Source organism: Enterobacter sp. SA197, from assembly GCF_054131575.1.
Map to the genome: position 1 here is coordinate 4,249,433 of NZ_CP096393.1, position 20,616 is coordinate 4,270,048.

The window sequence follows — 20,616 nt, forward strand, 5'->3', positions numbered from 1 at the left end:
CGCACTGAGAGGCAGCGGCAAAAATATAAGTAAGCCCTCGTTACACCAAGTTGGCGGTTTCATTTCGCTAACCGACACCAACCCTCTTGAATTAAGTGTGGATACCGTCTTATGGAGCAAAACCCGCAGTCACAGCTGAAACTTCTTGTCCAACGTGGTAAGGAGCAAGGCTATCTGACCTATGCCGAGGTCAATGACCATCTGCCGGAAGATATCGTCGACTCCGACCAGATCGAAGACATCATCCAAATGATCAACGACATGGGCATTCAGGTGATGGAAGAAGCACCGGATGCCGATGATCTGCTGCTTGCCGAAACCTCCAACAACACTGATGAAGATGCTGAAGAAGCTGCTGCACAGGTTCTGTCGAGCGTTGAATCTGAAATCGGCCGCACGACTGACCCGGTGCGTATGTACATGCGCGAAATGGGGACAGTTGAGCTGTTGACCCGTGAAGGCGAAATTGACATCGCCAAACGCATCGAAGATGGGATCAACCAGGTCCAGTGTTCTGTTGCCGAGTACCCGGAAGCGATTACTTATCTGCTGGAGCAGTACGACCGTGTTGAAGCTGAAGAAGCTCGCCTGTCTGACCTCATCACCGGCTTTGTCGATCCTAACGCTGAAGAAGATTTAGCCCCAACGGCGACGCACGTGGGCTCTGAGTTGTCTCAGGAAGAGCGTGATGACGACGAAGACGAGGATGAAGAAGACGAAGAAGAGGAAGATGACAACAGCATCGACCCTGAGCTGGCACGTGAAAAATTTGCCGAGCTGCGCGCGCAGTATGAAAAAACGCGTGACACCATCAAGGCAAAAGGTCGTAGCCATGCTGATGCCGCTGCCGAAATTCTGCAATTGTCTGAAGTCTTCAAACAGTTCCGCCTGGTACCAAAGCAGTTTGATTACCTGGTAAACAGCATGCGCGTCATGATGGATCGCGTTCGTACGCAAGAACGTATCATCATGAAAATGTGTGTTGAGCAGTGCAAGATGCCGAAGAAAAACTTCATTACGCTCTTCACGGGTAATGAAACCAATGAGACCTGGTTTAACGCCGCGCTGGCTATGAACAAACCCTGGTCTGAAAAACTGCACGATGTCGCGGAAGATGTTCAGCGCAGTCTGCAGAAACTGCAGCAGATCGAAGAAGAGACCGGCCTGACCATTGAGCAGGTAAAAGACATCAACCGTCGCATGTCCATTGGTGAAGCGAAAGCCCGCCGTGCGAAGAAAGAGATGGTAGAAGCGAACCTGCGTCTGGTTATCTCTATCGCCAAAAAATACACCAACCGTGGTCTGCAGTTCCTGGATCTGATTCAGGAAGGCAACATCGGTCTGATGAAAGCGGTTGATAAGTTTGAATACCGCCGTGGTTACAAGTTCTCGACCTATGCAACCTGGTGGATCCGTCAGGCGATCACCCGCTCTATCGCAGACCAGGCGCGTACCATCCGTATTCCGGTGCATATGATTGAGACCATTAACAAACTCAACCGTATCTCCCGCCAGATGCTACAGGAGATGGGTCGCGAGCCGACGCCGGAAGAGCTGGCTGAACGCATGTTGATGCCGGAAGACAAAATCCGCAAAGTGCTGAAAATTGCCAAAGAGCCAATCTCCATGGAAACACCAATCGGTGACGATGAAGATTCGCATCTGGGTGATTTCATCGAGGATACCACCCTCGAGCTGCCGCTGGACTCTGCCACCACCGAGAGCCTGCGTGCTGCAACGCACGACGTGCTGGCTGGCCTGACGGCCCGTGAAGCGAAAGTGCTGCGTATGCGCTTCGGTATCGATATGAACACCGACCATACTCTGGAAGAAGTGGGTAAACAGTTCGACGTGACCCGCGAACGTATCCGTCAGATCGAAGCGAAGGCATTGCGTAAACTGCGCCACCCGAGCCGTTCTGAAGTGCTGCGTAGCTTCCTGGACGATTAACCGTCTGTAGCACCACGCTAAGCGCCACCCTCTGCGGTGGCGTTTTTTTTTTGCCTGCTTTTTGGGTTGTAACCCTGTCGCCAGTAGTTACTACGCTAAACTATTGAAACTCCATTCATCTATATTAATTTTCTATATATATAGTGCGTTGTGCGCTGAGGTAATAAACATAATGGCCGACGAAGATATATTAAATTAAGTGGCTGTAATTGAAGTAAAGATATAGCGTATGGCCTTTCTCAAATGTGCAAAAAATCTTTTACCTGCGCCCCGTCAGGCATTATCACCCCGCTGACGATTGCACAAGCTATTAATTCTGGTAACCCATACCCTGTTGAGGTTGTGTATAAATGCCGCTTGTGCTAAAAAGCATGGCAAATAGAAACAGTCCCCATTTCCATAGCATCAACGAACCCAGACAACGGTCACCCCGCGGTGGCAGGGTATTTTTTTGCATTTCTCTAAAACGACTGACAACGGATAAGTAGATACTGAATCGGTTGTTGTGACGGCGCGCCTGTTAGCAGTGATTGGGTTACCGTCACGTTGAAAAATTCAACAGGAAAAAAAGATGGATTTTAATTTGAAAACGGAAACAGGTGAGCAGGCACTTATCGCCAGTGTTCGCAACACGTTATCAGAACAAGCCGATGCATTGCGCCATCTTTCCGAGGTGATCAATGCGGAAGAATATGAGACCGCATTGCGTTTGATGGTGGGCTGTAAAGGCCACGTCATTGTCTCCGGAATGGGTAAATCCGGGCATGTCGGGCGTAAGATGTCAGCCACCCTCGCCTCCACCGGCACCCCCAGCTTCTTTATTCATCCTGCAGAAGCGTTCCACGGCGATTTAGGCATGATCACCCCGTACGATGTGCTGATTCTTATCTCAGCCAGCGGTGAAACGGACGAAGTTCTCAAATTAGTGCCGTCGTTACAAAATTTTGGCAACAAAATTATCGCTATCACCAATAATGCGCACTCCACGCTCGCCAGACATGCCGATGCAACGCTTGAACTTAATATGACAAGCGAAACCTGTCCCAATAATCTGGCACCCACCACGTCCACGACACTGACGATGGCTATTGGCGATGCGCTGGCAATTGCACTGATTCGCGAGCGTCACTTTAAACCTGATGACTTTGCCCGTTATCATCCGGGCGGTTCACTGGGTCGCCGTTTACTGACCCGCGTGGCAGATGTCATGCAGGCGCATGTGCCTAATGTAGAAATTAACGCCACTTTCCGCCAGATCATCCAGGAATTAACCAGCGGTTGTCAGGGTATGGTGGCAGTGAAAGCAAATGGCAAGCTGGCCGGTATCATTACCGACGGCGACTTACGTCGGTATATGGAAAAATGCGAAGATTTTGTTAACGCGACCGCCGAAGTCATGATGACGCGTAATCCGATCACCATGCAACAAAACGCGATGATCACGGAGGCGGAAGAGAAAATGACAAAACACCGTATCTCTACGCTGCTGATCACTGATGACAGCCAGGATGTAGTTGGTTTGGTTCGAATTTTCGACTAATACACGCCTGATCATAAGACCCATTCAGTATCCCCCTTCAGCGTCCTGTTGGGGGCTAAACGTTGAAAGTGACATGTCTACACAAAAAGTAAAGCTGCTGGCTTCCTCGTTACGTGCGCGTACAGCCAAAATTAATCTCGCCTGGGTCCAGCAACACCTTGCATGGATTGTTATCGGTGCCCCTATGGCGCTGCTGATCGTCTATCTGGTTGTCTTTAGTCAGCCCCGTTACATGAGTGAGTCGAAGGTCGCCGTTAAGCGCCCGAGTGATATCGAAGGCGCCAGCCTGAACGTAGGTCTGCTGTTAGGTGCCTCTAACCCCAGCTCTGCTGAAGATTCACTTTATTTAAAAGAGTACATTAATTCAGCGGACATGCTGAAGGTGCTTGATAAACAGCTCAATTTCCACGATGCCTGGAGTAAGAGCGGGCTGGATTTTATCTATCACCTGTCGAAAGACACCACTGCAGAAAAATATCTTAACTATTACCGCGACCGTATATCCGTCACCTTTGATGATAAAACCGGTTTGCTTGCCATTCAGACACAAGGTTTTGACCCTGAATTTGCTCAGCGTTTTAACCGGGCGGTACTGAAAGAGTCCGAACGTTTTATTAACGAGCTCTCGCATAGTATTGCCCGCGATCAGCTGAACTTTGCTCAGGAAGAGCTGCAACAGGTACGCGCGCGTCTTGATAAAAGTAAACAGGAACTGCTGACCTACCAGAACCAGAACAACATCCTCGATCCGGAGGCTTCTGCAACGGCGGCAAGCTCCCTGATCATGACGTTGCAGGGCAAAAAAATTGAGCTGGAAGCGCAACTGCGCAACCTGTTGAGCTATCTGCGTGAAGATGCCCCGCAGGTGATCAGCACGCAAAACGCTATTAAAGCGCTGCAAGCACAGATTGATGCAGAGCAGAGCAAAATCACCGCACCAGGCACCAATAAGCTCAACAGCATGGCGGCGGATTTTGAAGAGATTAAAGCCCGCGTCACCTTTGATACCGAGATGTACACCATGGCGATTAAAGCCATTGAAAAAACCCGTCTCGAAAGCGCCCGTAAGCTGAAAGTGCTGTCGGTTATCAGTTCGCCACAGCGCCCGGAGGAGTCCACCTTCCCTAATAGTGGCTACCTGCTGGCAAGCTGGCTGCTGGTCTGCTGCTTACTTTTCGGCACCATTAAGTTGCTACTGGCCGTGATTGAAGATCATAAAGATTAATTTTGACGCATCGTTGAGTTTACAGAGTTTAAAAATGAAATTACTGAAAACGGTACTGCTGCTTTTGGCTTGCCAGACGGCATACGCGGCAGGTCCAACTGACATCACCGCCGATCCAGCCCTGACCGGAGCAGCTCCATTGCCTTCGCTCATCTCAGGAAAAACAGAAGAAACCCAGGTTGCGTCCGGTTTCGACGACACACCACCGCCCGTGGCGGCTGCGCTGCCAAGCCGTATGTTTGGTGCCCAGCTGTTTACCTCTATCAGCGCGGCTTCAGGCGCTGGACTGGGCTTTAACCCAGGGTATGTGATTGGCCTCGGCGATAGCATCCAGGTCCGCCTGTGGGGCGCATTTGAATATGATGGCGCGCTGACCGTGGACCCGAAAGGCAACATTTTCCTGCCTAATATCGGCCCGTTGAAAGTCGCCGGGATGACCAATGCCCAGCTCAACAATGCCGTCACGCAGAGAATCAAACAGGTTTATACCGCCAATGTGAACGTCTATGCGTCATTGCTGCAGGCGCAGCCGGTAAAAGTCTTTGTGACCGGCTATGTGCGCAGTCCGGGCCTGTATGGCGGCGTCGCATCTGACTCCCTGCTCTCTTACCTGAGCAAAGCCGGCGGCGTTGACAGCGAACGCGGAAGCTATGTCGATATCACCGTGAAACGCGGCAAAAACGTCCGCTCGCGTGTGAACCTCTATGACTTCCTGCTCAACGGCCAGTTAGGTCTCACGCAGTTTGTAGATGGGGACACTATCATCGTCGGCCCGCGCCAGCACACTTTCAGCGTGGAAGGTGATGTCTTTAACAGCTACGACTTTGAGTTTGCCAACAGCTCTATTCCCATCACCGAAGCACTGAGCTGGGCACGCCCGAAACCGGGTGCGACCCACATGACCATTATCCGTCAGCAGGGCACCATGAAACGCAGTGAATACTACCCGCTGAGCTCTGCACCGGGCCGCTCGTTGCAGGACGGCGATCGTCTGATTGTCAGCTCCGATCGCTATGCAGGTACGATTCAGGTACGTATCGATGGCGCACACTCTGGCGAGCATGCTGTGGTGCTGCCATACGGCGCCACCATGCGCCAGGTGCTTGCACAAATTCGTCCGAACAGCATGTCGCAAATGAACGCGATTCAGCTTTACAGAACGTCCGTCGCCACGCGTCAGAAAGAGATGCTGAACCTGTCGCTGCAAAAACTGGAAGAAGCGTCGCTCTCAGCCCAGTCGTCGACGCAGGAAGAAGCTCGCTTACGTATTCAGGAAGCGCAACTGGTCAGCCGTTTCGTGGCAAAAGCCCGCACGGTGGTGCCTAAAGGTGAAGTGGTGCTCAATGAGAGCAACATTGATTCCGTTTTGCTGGAAGATGGCGATGTCATCATGATCCCGGAGAAGACCTCACTGGTGATGGTACATGGCGAAGTCCTGTTCCCGAATGCCGTCAGCTGGCAGAAGGGCATGGACGCAGACGATTACATCAAAAAATGTGGTGGTCTGACGCAGAAATCGGGGAATGCGAAAATCATCGTAATTCGTCAGAATGGCGAATCGGTTGATGCTGATGACGCCGGAGATCTGCGCGCTGGCGATGAAATCATGGTTCTGCCGAAGTACGAATCGAAAAACATCGAAGTGACACGTGGGATCTCTACCATCCTGTATCAACTGGCTGTAGCTGCCAAAGTGGTACTGACGCTGTAATCCATACACAGCTTATGCCTCCTCCGGGCGACCCCGGGGAGGCCTGATAATCCTCTCTGGATTATTTTCTGGAATGAATAACAAGTTAATGGAGCCAATGAGCAGCGTGCTGGGCATTTTTTCTGGGGGTATCTGGCGCATTCCTTACCTGGGGAGTTTTCTGCCCGGCGAACGCGTGCGCTTATCGACGCTGAAAGCGATTCCTGAAAATGTCAGCGCGGTGGCCGTCTGGGGTTATCGTCCAAGCGCAGAGAAACCCACCGCTCTGGCTAAGGCAGCAGGTGTGCCTGTTGTGCGCCTTGAGGACGGGTTTATCCGTTCTGCTGGCCTGGGCGTCCAGGGTTGCCCTCCCCTGTCGATGGTCATCGACTATGCGGGCATCTATTACGATGCCTCCACGCCCAGTAGCCTTGAACAGCTGATTCAGGACAGCGCCGGCAATCAGGCCCTTTCGCAAGAAGCGCAGGCCATGATGCACGCCATCGTTGACCAGGACTTGTCTAAATATAATCAGGCCCCGCCTTTTGTCGCCCCCGACCCGATGCCCGATGCCGTACTGGTCGTTGATCAGACTTTTGGCGATGTCTCGGTGACGAAAGGCAATGCCAGCGCAGAGAGTTTTCTGCAGATGCTGGAATGCGCGAAGCAGGAAAACCCGAACGCTGAAATCTGGGTGAAAGTTCACCCGGACGTCTTGTGCGGCAAAAAAAGCGGCTATTTCAGCGCCCTAAAAGCCGACGCGCGGGTGCGTCTGTTTGCTGAAGATGTCAGCCCACAGTCGCTGCTGCGTCATATGCGAAAAGTGTATGTTGTCACCTCGCAATATGGTTTTGAAGCCCTGCTGGCGGGCAAGACCGTGGTTTGTTTTGGTCAACCCTGGTACGCCGGCTGGGGACTCACGGACGACCGCCATCCGCAGGCTAACGCCCTTGCCGCTCGCCGCCAGCCTGCATCACTCATCGATCTCTTCACCGCCGCTTATCTTCGCTACAGCCATTATCGCCACCCGGTGACCGGCGAACCCGCATCGCTGGGTTGCGTGGTGGACTGGCTCAGCCTGCAGCGTCGCCATACGCTTGCCCGTCGGGGCGTTCTGTGGGCGCCTGGTCTGAGTTTATGGAAAACAGCCATTCTCAAGCCTTATCTGAAGACCGCTGAGAATGAAGTTCGCTTTGCCAGACAGTGCCCGCGCGCGACCGCGCTTATCGCATGGGGCACGCGCGGAGAAGCTAAATGGCAGGCTCAGGCGGACGCACAGGGCATAGCGCTATGGCGCATGGAAGACGGTTTCATCCGCTCATCCGGCCTGGGCTCTGATCTGCTGGCGCCTTTGTCACTGGTGCTTGATAAGTGCGGTATTTATTACGATGCTTCACGCCCAAGCGATCTGGAAAACTTACTCAACGCAAGCCAGCTCTCAGCGCGTGAGTCAGCACGCGCTCATGCCCTGCGTTTACAGCTGGTACGCCACAAAGTCAGCAAGTACAACCTGGGGAATGACTGGCAACTCCCGGCGCAGGCCGCGGGTAAGAAAGTCATCTTAGTGCCGGGTCAGGTAGAGGATGACGCGTCTATTGCTACCGGCGCGCTCTCAGTGCGTACCAATGGCGATTTGCTTCGCACGGTGCGCCAGCGTAACCCGGATGCGTTTATTGTTTTCAAACCGCACCCGGATGTGCTGGTCGGTAACCGTAAAGGGCAGGTCCCGGCCGAAGACGTGGCACGCTGGGCTGACTGCCAGGCGCTGGATGCAGATATTATTCAGTGCATTCAGCATGCCGATGAGCTACATACTATGACATCGCTCTCCGGGTTTGAGGCACTCATGCATGGCAAGAAAGTGTACTGCTACGGAATGCCTTTCTATGCTGGCTGGGGATTGACGTCGGACGAGCACCGGCTGGCTCGTCGTACCCGTCAGCTCAGCCTTGATGACCTGGTCTGGCAGACATTAATAGCCTACCCGACTTATATTCATCCGCAGCGTTTAACGCCAATGACGGCTGAAGAGGCCGCGCTTTGGCTGATTTCCGCTCCTCGCGGTGAAATGAAAATAACGCCAAGAAAAATCGGCCGCTTAGCCCGGCAGTACCGCAAAGTAAAAATGTTCTACAAAGTCAGATTTGGATAGGGTGCAACGGAAGATGATGCAAAATAACACCGTTAAGACACTGCTCGCAGGGAAGAAATATCTGCTGCTACAAGGACCCATGGGCCCCTTCTTTAATGATGTTGCAAACTGGCTGGAAACGCTTGAACGCGAAGCGGTGAACGTCGTGTTTAACGGTGGGGATCGATTCTACTGCCGCAACCGCCCCTATCTGACTTTTACCCAAACGCCAAAAGAATTCCCGGCCTGGCTGAAAGAGACCTGGAAAGACTATGCGTTTGACACCATTCTCTGCTTTGGTGACTGCCGTCCGCTGCACCAGGCCGCTCGCGCCTGGGCCAAATCGAAAGGTATCCGTTTTCTTGCTTTTGAAGAAGGCTACCTGCGCCCCCACTTTATTACGGTGGAAGAAGGTGGCGTCAATGCCTATTCACCGCTGCCACGTGATGCGGAGTTTTACCGCAATTTACCGGAGCTTCCTCCTGCTAATGTGCAGGAACTGAAGCCCTCTGCACGTAAACGTTATTTTCATGCCATCTGGTATTATCTGGTTGGCTGGAACTATCGACATGAGTTTGCGAAATATCGCCATCACAAATCCTTTTCACCCTGGTATGAAGGCAAATGCTGGATCCGTGCCTCCTGGCGTAAATACTGGTATGGCTTTAAAGAGCGTAATGTTATCGACACGCTACGCACGACACTGGATCAGCGTTATTACCTCGCCATTTTGCAGGTTTATAACGACAGCCAAATCCGCAACCACAGCCCGTATGCCGATGTTCGCGACTATATTAATGACGTGATGTTCTCTTTCTCACGCAAAGCACCGGTAGACGACGTTCTGGTGATTAAGCACCACCCTATGGATCGTGGTCATCGTCTTTATGGTCCGTTAATAAAACAGCTTGGCAAGAAGTATGGGATTACAGAGCGTGTTATTTACGTGCATGACCTGCCCATGCCTGAGTTGCTGACTCACGCCAAAGCAGTAGTGACTATCAACAGTACGGCAGGAATTTCAGCGCTGATTCACAACAAACCGCTGAAAGTGATGGGGAACGCCCTGTACGACATTAAAGGAATGACGTATCAGGGACATTTGCACCAGTTCTGGACGGCCGATTTTCAGCCAGATATGAAGTTGTTTAAGAAGTTTCGTGGGTATTTGCTGGCAAATACCCAGATTAATGCGGTGTATTATGGGGAAAAAATAGACAGCATGAATGCAGACACTCCGCTAAAATTTAACTTAAAAAATGCTGGCCTTACAAACTTATATACAGAAAAATGAGCATTAACTTTTAAATTTTATTATATATAACACAAGGTTATCTTAAGTAAATGGCTATACTCATCCGAAGGAAAGTGATGGTAAACCAAGAACAAAAGCTAAGCTTAATCTAGTTTAAAAACACTTCACAATGTAATAGCGGTACTAAAAACCGTTATGAGATTGAACATTAATACACTTCGTGTAGTATAACATCAGAAAAAATTCGGAGGTTTAATATGCAAGAATGCCTTTACGAGGACGATGAAAATTTAGTGCTTTTCCAAAAAGGAACTTCCGATTTTCTATTGATAACCTTTAACCATATGGGTAAGCCCGGCAGAAGAGCCTTTTGGGGTCAAGATGTTGCGGAGAAATTAGGTATAACTTGTATTGGGGTTGTCCCTAAACATCCTCACTGGTATCCCTATAACGACGTTCAAAAATTTCTATCTAATATACTTAAAATTTCAGAGAATTATAAAAAAGTCATACTTTATGGATTTTCAATGGGTGCATACGCATCATTGAAGTTTTCATCTGCGCTAGGGGCAACGACTGTTCTTTCATTCAGTCCCCAAATATACATAGACCCGGACTTAATACAAAATTTCGACAAACGTTATGAAGAGCATTTTGATGCTGATAATCACAGTGGCATGAAAATATATGATGGCGACTGTATTTCCAACCCCTTCATTTTTTATGACCCTGAATTCAGTGTGGACTTGCAGCACATTCACTTGCTTCCTAAATCCTGTAAACCATTATTAATTGAAACGCCAAATTGTGGTCATAATTCGATAAATGCAGTATTGGGAACTGAAAAATTTGGGAAATTAATTTCGTTAATTATTTCAGAAGACAATCCCCAGAGACTGATACAAAAAAACATACATGGCTGGTCTTAATTAATAAGTCGCCAATATGGCGGCTTGATTAAAAAATTATCGTTCTTTATTCTCAATTATTTCCAGACGTTTTTCAATTTCATCTAAACGATACCAACAGGATTGTATAGATTTTACTATTGGAGGAATAAATTCATCATACCCCAAAGTGTAAATATCATCACCACCATTTAAGGCATGATGTTGTAACCCACCAAATTCAATATTTAAAGACTCACAGAGTTTTTTTACCTCTTGAGCTATGAACCAGTGATGATACCGAGGCTGTTTATAGGTTCCATCAGGTCTTAGGCTTTGAAAATTAGTATTCTTATGCTCACTTAAATTTCCTGAATGAGTTGAATGAGATATATCCCCGCCATTGTCGTTATTATTTCTATCATCTATCTGAACATAATCGTCGCGTAAATCCCAACGACCATCTACTGCTCTAAGACCAAGAATGAATTCAATACCAAGCACAGTATCTCTTAAATCAGCCTTATCCCTAAGATCTGCTCTGTTATGCACAGTACCATAAACATATGTTGTAGAGCGACTATTACCTAGCTGCACCTGATTGTTGCCTGAGGCGCGGCAATTGTATCCAAGCAGGGTTGTATTATTTAGATCAATGGCATTTCTTCCTAATTGAGTAATACATCCAGAATTTATGCCTAATGCAGAATTGAATTTACCCGTTAAATTTGAAGACAGTGCCCACGTACCAATAGCAACGTTTTTATAGCCTTTCGTATTTTTTGCAAGAGATTGATATCCAATTCCTACATTAAAGTTACCAGAGGTATTTTTAAGACTAGAATGACCAATTGCCACAGAACACTTTGAATTAGCTGTTGTAGAGCCTAAAGCGTTAAAACCAACTGCTACTGTTGCACTTACATTTGAAGACTCAGCACACGCCCCTGCGCCTACCACCGCATTCTCTGAACCAGACATATTACGCCGCAATGAAAACATTCCCACCCCGACATTATCATGCCCCGTTCCACCTTTTTCATTTTCAGCTGCGTTGAGACTATTACCTGCGCGATAACCGACAAAAGTATTATTTGACCCTAAATTATAATCACCGGAAAATGCACCAATATATATAGAGTTTGATTGAGATTTATCTCCAGTATTAGCATTTGCGCGGTACCCTATAGCTACAACATATGAAGAACTTAATGACTCACCTAAGGATTCAAATCCAATTGCGACATTAGAGTTACCATTCTGTAATTTTTTTCCAGAGCCAGCACCAAAAAAAGAATTATAACTACCTTTATTCAACCATTCGCCCGAAATAGAGCCATAAGCAGTATTGGCATCACCTAAACTTCGATACAAAGCTTGAAAACCTATAGCAGTATTATTGTTACCGTTGACATTACTTAGTAATGACTTTGATCCAAAAGCAGTATTATTACCTCCTTTAACTACGGACATTAGTGCTCGTGCTCCGAAAGAAGTATTATCATATCCCTTCGGCATATCGGATATTTTTAATAACTCAGGCATTATCTCATCACCATTGTTACCATTTCCGAACACATTGAATGTACGTATGGACTCTGCAACGCAACCAAGGGTTAACGTCCCATTTTTGATACTTATTACAACATTAGTATCTTTTCTTGTACCAGCAGCTAAAATAGTTCTTTCATCAATCCAAGAAAAGTCTACTACTTTTCCATCATACTTTAATGTGACATCTTCTTTCGAAGAAAAATTATAAAATAAAGTATAACGCTCATCGACATCTAAGCTTCCAGAAGAACCACCGCGCCTCCACCACTCCGCGTTATCGAACTTTAAAACACCAGGCCCGAAAAATTTTACTCTATCGCCAATAATCATCGGGCTTGATAAACGCCAAATGCCTTTAGGCACATAAATTATAGACTCTGTAAGTTCTGCATTTTTAAAGCTCTCATCGCAAAGTTTATAACCATCCCCTATGGCTCCCCATGCACGTATATCGGATGTATCGCGCCATCTTGAAATCTGTAATTTTGGGTATTTATTAAAACCATTAGGATCTGATAACTGAACTCTTAGCGAATTAGCACTCATATCTTTTATTTCTTTTGGCCCCGAATTTTCATTTTTTGATAATTCAGGGCTGACCTCTTTGGGGCATTAGCATCGCTATTCTTAGCCCAGTTTTTCGAACTAAGGCTAAAATTAATAATGGCTGAGGGTATTAACCATTTAAAGAAAAATCTACGTGAAATTGACATAAAGATTCCATACTGCGCAGATAAATTTTTATCGTATGCATATCATCATTTCTAAATTAAAAAAAATGGAATACTCAAGTATTCCATTTTTTATCTATACGTTAATGTTAACTCATATAATCCTTACCGATTCTTTTGATAAATCCACTTTTTGAATCAGCGAAAAAAAGATAAGGATTTTTGATGAATTTTTTTCTCTTGCGTTCATTCAAAGTCTTAGTAAGCACCCAATAAATAAATCTCTTTTTGAATTTTTCATTAGAAATCAGCTTTGGTTCAGAAAAATTTATTTCCGATTTGACACTCTCAACTCTAACGGGCGCTTTAACCTTAACAGTATTATTACGAACGCTATTATTTAAATCATTAAGTAGTGCTTCTCTACCCTGTTTCCAGACACATTCATTTTTGACATTTTGAATGTCAGGCAATATCGTTTTGTATTGGGTTCCGCCATAAGCATCTTCGAACATAACACCTGATAATATTCTTGCATCACGCGGATGAGGTTTAGAGAAATAATTATCTAAATTGCGAAGAGTTTTATTAGGTTCAATGTCAATACGCTTGAGTTTGTCGCTAAGGATATTAACAACTTCAGAAACGTAATTTATTGCCCCTTGTTGAATATCCTCAACAACAATTTCTCTAACATTTTCTACAGGTGAATGGGCCATAAAAACAGGCGTTAATTTACCGTTCCAATCTTTTGACATGCGAACAAATGTTGTATCGGAACAACTAAATAGAGTTTCATACAACGGTACATGTCGACAGAAATTATGATAAGTATCATGTCTATCAATAAATTCTGCCAGATAACCTTTAATATCAAGACCGTTTTCAGCTACACGTTTAAGTGCGGTCCTAAAGGTGATCAAATAATAACCACCAATTTTTTTACCATTGGGAGACAGCTGATGTAAGGATTGTTGCATTGTTCCTGCATAACCAATATCAACTATAGATGCTTTACCATCTGTAAAGACTTTTTTATCTGCAAGATATTGAAGATATAGATCACGTTCTTTTTCCGCTACGGCTAATACATCATCTTTTATATCTATTAACAGATCTTGTAGTTTATCAATATCATTAGCAGTCAGTTTTGAATGTCTGTTAAAACCATGCTCAGCTAATTTTTCGTCTGAAATAGTATCAATTTCTAAACCAAAACGATGAAGTAGTAAATGTGCGATTCGTACATTATTTGCATAATCTACGTTCACCAAATCAATAATATCATCATGGGTCTTAACTTTTGCAAGGTTTACTGCACGGCGTGAACAAAGGAGATAATGTGATTCTGGTGCGTTGTCATATAATTTAGCAACAATATCATATGCTCGCTTCATTAACTTTCCATCTCTGGAAAGAAAATATAATCTTTCAACTTTGTCTTTGATTGAGTTTTCCACCAACCATTTCGCATAGCCGAGTAACAGAGCACCAAGGCCATAATATCCTAACTTTATAGGAGACCCCCCGAAAAGTGTTCCAGTACGGAAAGGTAAATATGGATTATCATGAAGATTATTGCCCGCAATAGATAATAGCATCTTCCAATCTAATGAATGCCTGCTTTCATCTCTACTCCACGGTCCCCTATAATCTGAGTATAAGGTAAATTCATCATAAGCTTTTTTCAGATGGAATGGCTTTATCTTTCTTGCCTGTGCTTTTTTTACGTCGGCCTCAACATTATCACCAACGTGTAAAATTGTTTCAGGGCTAATATCTAAATCTTTTAGCACATAATCAAAGAGCGCACCGCTGTGTTTTTTCACACGATGTTCAGATGAGACGTACAACTTTGAATATTCGCCATAACCATTTTTCTCAAGAACTTTCGCTAAGAATTCTGCTGATAAATACATATCTGACACGAATATTATTTTTTTACCCAGTTGCTTGGCTTCAAGATACGCTCTATAGCCACTTTTCCTTGGATAAAGAAGATCATATTCAGTTTGCATTTCAAGCTGCATTAATTTTTCGCGAGAATCATCGCTTAAATTTAAATTCTCGGCTATGATTTCGTAAATTTCTTCAAGGGTAATTTCACCCAGTCCTGCTTCGATAGCGTTTTCAAATGCAGCTCTTTCAGCATTCTTACGTTCACGCTTAAAATTCAAATATGGAATGTTTGTAATTATTCGAGCATCAGATTCAATAAAATCGTAAAGATCCGTTGGATGCCTAAATGGGCGCATTAATAGTGTATCAAAAATATCGAAAGAGACAACTGGGTAGCGTCTAATCTGCTGAGAAAGTTCTTTACACTGATAATCATCTGGAGGTGAAAATTTTCTAGTATAAGGTAAAAGTGATTCAAGACTAGCTGTTTCTCGTCTTCTTTCGATAAGTTCTTTTGCTACGTTGTCAGACCATTTTTGATTATAATTAGTATTAACCGAATTAATTAACCACTCTGCATATTTATCATTAGAAAGATAATCTTGGGGGAGGTTTTTATAGTTAATTAACGATAAAAGCTTTTCATCTTTATAATAAAGATTTAGGCCATTAATTTGTTCAGAAAACTCTTCAAAATTAGAAGCGCTAGCAAACTCACTAATATGGCTTTTACCAAGTGTTAATAATGGTTTACCCCAATATGCCGCCTGATATCCCAGAGAAGACGAAATAGTTATTACACCATCAACTTCTTTCGTTAAGTATTGAGAAACCCAAGGTATTGAATTTGTTTCATCAAAGTATTTGAAGTTGGGATATTTTGCGCGTAAATATTTGATACTTTCGGGGCTAAGAACTGCGCTCTGAGTATCGCGTGAAATATAGTTGGTTACTAACAAGGCAACATTGCTTGATATTTTCTTCAAGCATTCAACTAAGATATCAAATTGACTTTTCCCCTCGCCAAGAACCGATGAGATCATAAAATAATTATCGATTTGGAGTGGGAAAAGAACTACTTTTGAAAATTCTCTTTTGATATTTTCAACAATGTGCCTGGTAGGACTTACCGACGATAAGAAAATTTCATCCTTTTCTCTTAATTCATAAAAATCATTTAATTCTTCTTCACCAGGTACGTACTCCTTGATTTCAGAGCCGCCTGCAAGCAGGCCTGAATCAAATGAAACCATATTAGCATATGGAGGTCTGGAAAAGACCCCAGGCATTTGGTAAACAATTTTTGCTTTAGGGAAAATAGTTTCCAAGTAATAAGCTGGAGACTCCCAAACTATAATAATATCTGGTGAGAAGGCAGGATCATTTATCGAGCTTAACAATTGATTTTTAATGAGCTCTACTTCTCCAGGAAAATATTTTTTTTCCTGATGTCGCATTGAACGTGGAAAATATCCCTCGCCATTCATCCATTCAATGGGATCAATGACTGCTACATTACCAACTTGATTCAATTTATTTTCATCAATACATTTCTGAGCCACTGACTCACTTAAAAAAGTAATGACGTCGTGCCCTTGATTTCTCAAGGACATAATCTGAGGAAGTAGTGAATTTCTTAACGTTGCATATCTGAAAACAGGATTTCCGAGTTCAATTGATGGTTCTAAAAAAAATAAAATATTCATATTCTTCCTGCTTAACTTATATTTTCGCTAACATTATACTGTGATATAGCATCTGAAATATTTTCAAAGTAAGAAACAGAATTGTTCCTATCAATCAACAAAGCACTATCGCAATATATTTTTAAAGAGTTCAGGCTATGCGAAACCATTAAAAAATTGGAAGTTTTATGTTTTTCTTTAAACATGTCTTCACATTTCTTCTTAAATCTGGCATCACCGACGGCTGTAACTTCATCTACAAGATAATAATCGAAACTGAAAGCCATACTTAAACCAAATCCAAGGCGTGACCGCATACCTGAAGAATATGTTTTAATAGGCATGTCAAAATATTTTCCTAACTCGGCGAAATCCTCTACGAAAGAAACTTTTTCTTTAAGTTCATGACTCTTTGAATAAAGTCTGGCAACGAATTTAACATTTTCACGCCCTGTTAAACTGCCCTGAAAGCCCCCAGCTAAACCAACAGGCCATGAAATAGATCTGTCTGTTAGAATCCTTCCACTATCAGGTCTATCAATGCCACCAATCATGCGTAATAATGTGGATTTCCCGGCACCATTCCGTCCAATCAAAGCTACACTTTTATTTGACGGTAATTCAATATTGAGGTCTTTAAAAACGTAGTGCCTGCCTTTCGGAGTACGGTAGGACTTAGTAAGATTTTCAATATGAATCATGATGTCAACATTGCCTCCTCACTTTTACGATACAAAGCTAGGCCTAAAAAAAGTGTAACCAGCGCGCACAAAGCAATGTAATTCAGACTCACGCCTTCACTAATATAACCAGCAACTACTGATTCGCGACTTAACTCCACCACATGTACTATTGGATTCCACAGCAAATATGGCCAGTACTCTTTAGGAACAGCATGAAGTGGAAACATTATGCATGAAATAAAATACAATGGTTTAATTAATATTGGTAGAAACTTCTCTGTTTCCGGGAATGTTTTTCCTAACACCATAAAAATCAATCCTAGACCAAATGAGAATACTACAAGAAGTATCCACGCCAGCATTAAATTAATAATGTTTGTTATAGCAAATTCTTCCCCTAATAGTCCTACTACCGACATAAGAACAATGTAGACTCCGCTATAAATAAGCGTTTCTAAGAGCGCTCTGGCAATTATAGTATCGACAGGCTTTACAGGTCGGTAATTGAATAGCCCTTGGTTTGCCTCAATTGCTCCGATAGAACGAGTTGCTATGCTACTAAATAAAAAAAATGGAATTAATCCGTTTAATAAGAAAACAGGAAAAGAGATATCAGGCATGGTTTTATGCATGAGATATCCAAAGATTGTTATCAGAACTAGCAAATGCGCTGCAGGCTCTAAAATCGCCCACAAATACCCTAAACGGTACTTACCAAAGCGCGTCTTAATCTCGCGCAGAAACAGCGCTTTTACAGCTGCCTGTTGAACTTCTAAACCACTTCTGGCCATGAGAGTAGTAACCCTGAACTTTCAGACACGCTACCGCCCCTGGCTGTAGCAACCAGAGCGCTTTGAGCGTAAGGATATGAAGCGAAGCATATTATTAGCTTGCTAATCTTTTAAAAAGGCAAAAAGCTGCCCTTCGGCGTAAACTTGTTGATAGGAAGGCAAAGAGGTAAATCGTAAAACCAGTGGGTATCTTCCTGATCCTAACTTCCATAGGTGGTAAAACGGCTATAAATGTAGCGGGGTATTAACCTAAATTATATATTTTAAAACCTATCAATACTACTTCATTGATGCACAGCACCTATCAAAGATGTAACCAAAATACCTTGTCCTTTATAGCGCTTCTAATTCAACCAGTTATAGGTCACTCGAATTATGCATCACTGCTGGCTATCGAAAGCCTGGTATTTTAGCACTTCATTCTCAGCGCGACTTTTTATCATTCCCGTCCCATCAATACAATTAATAGGGCAAAGCAACCCTAAAAATAGGTAGTAAATAATAGATGTGTAGTGATGATGGCGGAAGCAATCTTATCAGGCATCACCGACCTCTCTCCGCCAGCGCCTCATCCAGTTCCTTATAGCTTTCTACCAATTTATCCAGTGTTGCCCGGTTCAACCCACTCGGATTAGGTAACACCCAAACCTGGGTCACACCAATAGTAAAACCCTGCTTCCCCCATGCAGCGCCGCGTACACTAAACGCTTGCTCAAAGGCTTGCTTACCTAAAATGGCTAACGCCGCAGGTTGGTAATCCTCAATCTTTCTGATCAGTTCTCGCCCACCGGTACGAAGTTCTTGCAGGCCCACTTCGCTGGCCTGCACTGTTGGTCGTTCAACTAACATAGTTATGCCGCAACGCGTCTCTAACAGACGTTTTTCCTCTTCAGGCTTCAGGAGTTGCTCAGTAAAGCCTGCCTGATGAATGACCTTCCAGAATCGGTTACCCGGATGGGCAAAATGAAAACCAGTGTGAGCTGATGATTTCCCCGGATTGATGCCACAGAACACCACACGCAGCCCAGGTTCAAGAATGTCGTGGATCATATGTATTCCCCAGAATGTCAGTACCTTGCTTAAGTATAAAGGATTGAATTCTCATTGGTTATAAAACAAGCAGCTAAATGAATGGTGCTGGATTGCTCAGGAAAGTTCCTCTATAATCGTCCGCCTCGGCCCCTTAGCTCAGTGGTTAGAGCAGGCGACTCATAATCGCTTGGTCGTTGGTTCAAACCCAACAGGGGCCACCAGATAAAACAAGGAGTTAGATGAGAAATCATCTGACTCCTTTTTCGTTTTATACGAATCGGGTCAGGTAATGGGTCAGGTAAGGAATTGCCTCCCTGCCCTCTTCATCTCGCTGCCAGCATCCCCGGATAGTGCTTCGCCACGATATCATTCATCTTTTCTGTCAGGTCGATACGTTTAAAAGTGATGTGCGCGGTTCCTTTCTGGAAGTAACGTATACTGAAAAAATCATCTTCGTAAACATCCTTCGAAGGGTTATCCCGAATATGCTCCATCAATCGAGTAGTAACATCACCACGGTTATCGGGTATCGGTTTACCATCCAGCAGAAATAACATTCGTTCCAGGTCCGCTAGTTGATCCCGTCGCCAACCCCAGTTCAAACTAAATCCCCAGCGGTTATGCGTCACCAAATTGTTGACGATGATCTTTTTACCAAAGCTGCAGGGACTATTGGTTTTGTAATCCCACGACAGCCCTTTGAAGACATTGATAATGCCACGCTCAAATACATCCATTTTGTTCAGATGTAGCTGCTCAAAAGTACTCAGGATATTCGCCTCGCTGATGGCAGGCAGATCCCCCTCCTCCAGGTTCTTATGCCACTGGTCACGGGCCTGAGCATCCATCAAGGCCATCATGCCAGACTTCAACATCAAATCGCGCCAGATACTACGGTCAATATTGCGGGTAACGGCAGGCAGTGCTTTATCGACCTTTTCGGTCATCCAGCTATCGTAACGATGCCCGGCTTTCATCGCCCAGTCTTGCGCTGTACCACCGCCAATTTCTGAGGTTAGCTGTGAAATGGCATCAAGTTGCTGGATGAGTTGCTCGATCTGTTTTAGTGCTGTATCGCGGCCTGTCACTATGCGTTCAATACTGGTCGAGCAAATTAGCTCGCTATGATCGGTTAATACTTCAGCTTTAGTTTGCATGACATTTTGTCCTTAAAAAGCAAACGCGCCCGCCGGGTAATGGCAGGCGCATTATGCAATATGTAAACAAGGGAGAAAGCTCAGAAATTTAAATCAGGAAGGTTGTACGCAATATTCACCGTACTACGTTGTTACGGCTTTGCCGCAACAAGCCAGTTGCCTGCCGTGCTCGCAGAATATCTACAGCCCGAAGATAAGGTGATTGTTCCTGCCAACTAAACCTTCTGCGATCGATACGAACAAGCTCGTATTTTTCCACCAGAAAGTTAACGGCATTGGCCAGCGTGATACCTGCATCGATATGTTCCTGTATAACGGATTCATCCCTGAACGGCGTGTCGTTCAGAGTCAAGCCATAGTGTTGTTCCAGCAGGCGTGTCAGTAGAATTTGCCAGATAGCCACGGGGGACAGGCAGGGTTTTACCGCCCGCGAAGTTGCTGCAGATTGAGGTTTCATGCTTGCTCT

At 44.9% G+C, this 20,616-nt stretch carries 14 protein-coding genes and 1 tRNA gene; 8 read left to right on the forward strand and 7 right to left on the reverse strand.

From position 1 onward, the window contains the following. Window positions 1-111 precede the first annotated feature (111 nt). The 7 genes from rpoD (at window position 112) to M1D91_RS19900 (ending at window position 10,720) form a co-directional block, all read left to right on the forward strand. Window positions 112-1,950 (forward strand): RNA polymerase sigma factor RpoD, encoded by a 1,839-nt coding sequence (gene rpoD, locus M1D91_RS19870; RefSeq protein WP_437432412.1) that lies wholly within the window; start codon window positions 112-114, stop codon window positions 1,948-1,950. A 571-nt stretch (window positions 1,951-2,521) separates the two neighbouring features. Further along, window positions 2,522-3,490: a KpsF/GutQ family sugar-phosphate isomerase gene (locus M1D91_RS19875; protein WP_437432411.1), complete on the forward strand. Its 969-nt coding sequence runs from the start codon at window positions 2,522-2,524 to the stop codon at window positions 3,488-3,490. Between the two features lie 73 nt (window positions 3,491-3,563). Beyond that, window positions 3,564-4,715: a capsule biosynthesis protein gene (locus M1D91_RS19880; protein WP_437432410.1), complete on the forward strand. Its 1,152-nt coding sequence runs from the start codon at window positions 3,564-3,566 to the stop codon at window positions 4,713-4,715. Between the two features lie 34 nt (window positions 4,716-4,749). Further along, complete coding sequence (locus M1D91_RS19885) at window positions 4,750-6,426, forward strand: polysaccharide biosynthesis/export family protein (RefSeq protein WP_437432409.1); 1,677 nt, start codon at window positions 4,750-4,752, stop codon at window positions 6,424-6,426. A 106-nt stretch (window positions 6,427-6,532) separates the two neighbouring features. Further along, a complete protein-coding gene (locus M1D91_RS19890) occupies window positions 6,533-8,557 on the forward strand; it encodes a capsular polysaccharide biosynthesis protein (protein ID WP_437432457.1) in 2,025 nt (674 codons plus the stop codon). A 16-nt stretch (window positions 8,558-8,573) separates the two neighbouring features. Then, entirely contained in the window at window positions 8,574-9,830 is a 1,257-nt protein-coding gene (locus M1D91_RS19895; RefSeq protein ID WP_437432456.1) for a capsule biosynthesis protein, read from the forward strand. A gap of 218 nt (window positions 9,831-10,048) precedes the next feature. Continuing rightward, window positions 10,049-10,720 (forward strand): hypothetical protein, encoded by a 672-nt coding sequence (locus M1D91_RS19900; protein WP_437432408.1) that lies wholly within the window; start codon window positions 10,049-10,051, stop codon window positions 10,718-10,720. A 36-nt stretch (window positions 10,721-10,756) separates the two neighbouring features. Here the strand turns inward: M1D91_RS19900 and M1D91_RS19905 are convergent, their stop codons facing one another. The 5 genes from M1D91_RS19905 to mug form a co-directional block, all read right to left on the reverse strand. Further along, window positions 10,757-12,778: a hypothetical protein gene (locus M1D91_RS19905; protein ID WP_437432407.1), complete on the reverse strand. Its 2,022-nt coding sequence runs from the start codon at window positions 12,776-12,778 to the stop codon at window positions 10,757-10,759. A 274-nt stretch (window positions 12,779-13,052) separates the two neighbouring features. Then, window positions 13,053-16,508: an HAD family hydrolase gene (locus M1D91_RS19910; RefSeq protein WP_437432406.1), complete on the reverse strand. Its 3,456-nt coding sequence runs from the start codon at window positions 16,506-16,508 to the stop codon at window positions 13,053-13,055. An 11-nt stretch (window positions 16,509-16,519) separates the two neighbouring features. After that, window positions 16,520-17,188 carry an ABC transporter ATP-binding protein gene (locus M1D91_RS19915; RefSeq protein WP_437432405.1) on the reverse strand — a complete coding sequence of 223 codons (669 nt, stop codon included), beginning with the start codon at window positions 17,186-17,188 and terminating at the stop codon, window positions 16,520-16,522. Further along, entirely contained in the window at window positions 17,185-17,961 is a 777-nt protein-coding gene (locus M1D91_RS19920) for an ABC transporter permease (RefSeq protein ID WP_437432404.1), read from the reverse strand. The genes M1D91_RS19915 and M1D91_RS19920 overlap by 4 nt, the downstream gene beginning before the upstream one ends. A 543-nt stretch (window positions 17,962-18,504) precedes the next feature. Then, on the reverse strand, window positions 18,505-19,011 hold the full coding sequence (mug, locus tag M1D91_RS19925) for a G/U mismatch-specific DNA glycosylase (RefSeq protein ID WP_437432403.1): 507 nt from the start codon (window positions 19,009-19,011) through the stop codon (window positions 18,505-18,507). 127 nt (window positions 19,012-19,138) lie between these two features. Between mug and M1D91_RS19930 the strand changes: the two genes are divergently transcribed. Then, window positions 19,139-19,214 (forward strand) — tRNA-Ile (locus M1D91_RS19930). A gap of 102 nt (window positions 19,215-19,316) precedes the next feature. Here M1D91_RS19930 and M1D91_RS19935 read toward each other — a convergent pair. Both M1D91_RS19935 and M1D91_RS19940 read right to left on the reverse strand, forming a co-directional pair. After that, window positions 19,317-20,150 carry a DUF4942 domain-containing protein gene (locus M1D91_RS19935; protein ID WP_167610339.1) on the reverse strand — a complete coding sequence of 278 codons (834 nt, stop codon included), beginning with the start codon at window positions 20,148-20,150 and terminating at the stop codon, window positions 19,317-19,319. Between the two features lie 115 nt (window positions 20,151-20,265). Continuing rightward, window positions 20,266-20,607, reverse strand: coding sequence for a TA system toxin CbtA family protein (locus M1D91_RS19940; protein ID WP_050150735.1), 342 nt, complete (start codon window positions 20,605-20,607; stop codon window positions 20,266-20,268). Window positions 20,608-20,616 lie beyond the last annotated feature (9 nt).

Coding starts and splice junctions, on each gene's coding strand:
- rpoD (WP_437432412.1), top strand. CDS start 112: ATGGAGCAAAACCCGCAGTCACAGCTGAAACTTCTTGTCCAACGTGGT.
- M1D91_RS19875 (WP_437432411.1), top strand. CDS start 2,522: ATGGATTTTAATTTGAAAACGGAAACAGGTGAGCAGGCACTTATCGCC.
- M1D91_RS19880 (WP_437432410.1), top strand. CDS start 3,564: ATGTCTACACAAAAAGTAAAGCTGCTGGCTTCCTCGTTACGTGCGCGT.
- M1D91_RS19885 (WP_437432409.1), top strand. CDS start 4,750: ATGAAATTACTGAAAACGGTACTGCTGCTTTTGGCTTGCCAGACGGCA.
- M1D91_RS19895 (WP_437432456.1), top strand. CDS start 8,574: ATGCAAAATAACACCGTTAAGACACTGCTCGCAGGGAAGAAATATCTG.
- M1D91_RS19900 (WP_437432408.1), top strand. CDS start 10,049: ATGCAAGAATGCCTTTACGAGGACGATGAAAATTTAGTGCTTTTCCAA.
- M1D91_RS19905 (WP_437432407.1), bottom strand. CDS start 12,778: ATGAGTGCTAATTCGCTAAGAGTTCAGTTATCAGATCCTAATGGTTTT.
- M1D91_RS19910 (WP_437432406.1), bottom strand. CDS start 16,508: ATGAATATTTTATTTTTTTTAGAACCATCAATTGAACTCGGAAATCCT.
- M1D91_RS19915 (WP_437432405.1), bottom strand. CDS start 17,188: ATGATTCATATTGAAAATCTTACTAAGTCCTACCGTACTCCGAAAGGC.
- M1D91_RS19920 (WP_437432404.1), bottom strand. CDS start 17,961: ATGGCCAGAAGTGGTTTAGAAGTTCAACAGGCAGCTGTAAAAGCGCTG.
- mug (WP_437432403.1), bottom strand. CDS start 19,011: ATGATCCACGACATTCTTGAACCTGGGCTGCGTGTGGTGTTCTGTGGC.
- M1D91_RS19935 (WP_167610339.1), bottom strand. CDS start 20,150: ATGCAAACTAAAGCTGAAGTATTAACCGATCATAGCGAGCTAATTTGC.
- M1D91_RS19940 (WP_050150735.1), bottom strand. CDS start 20,607: ATGAAACCTCAATCTGCAGCAACTTCGCGGGCGGTAAAACCCTGCCTG.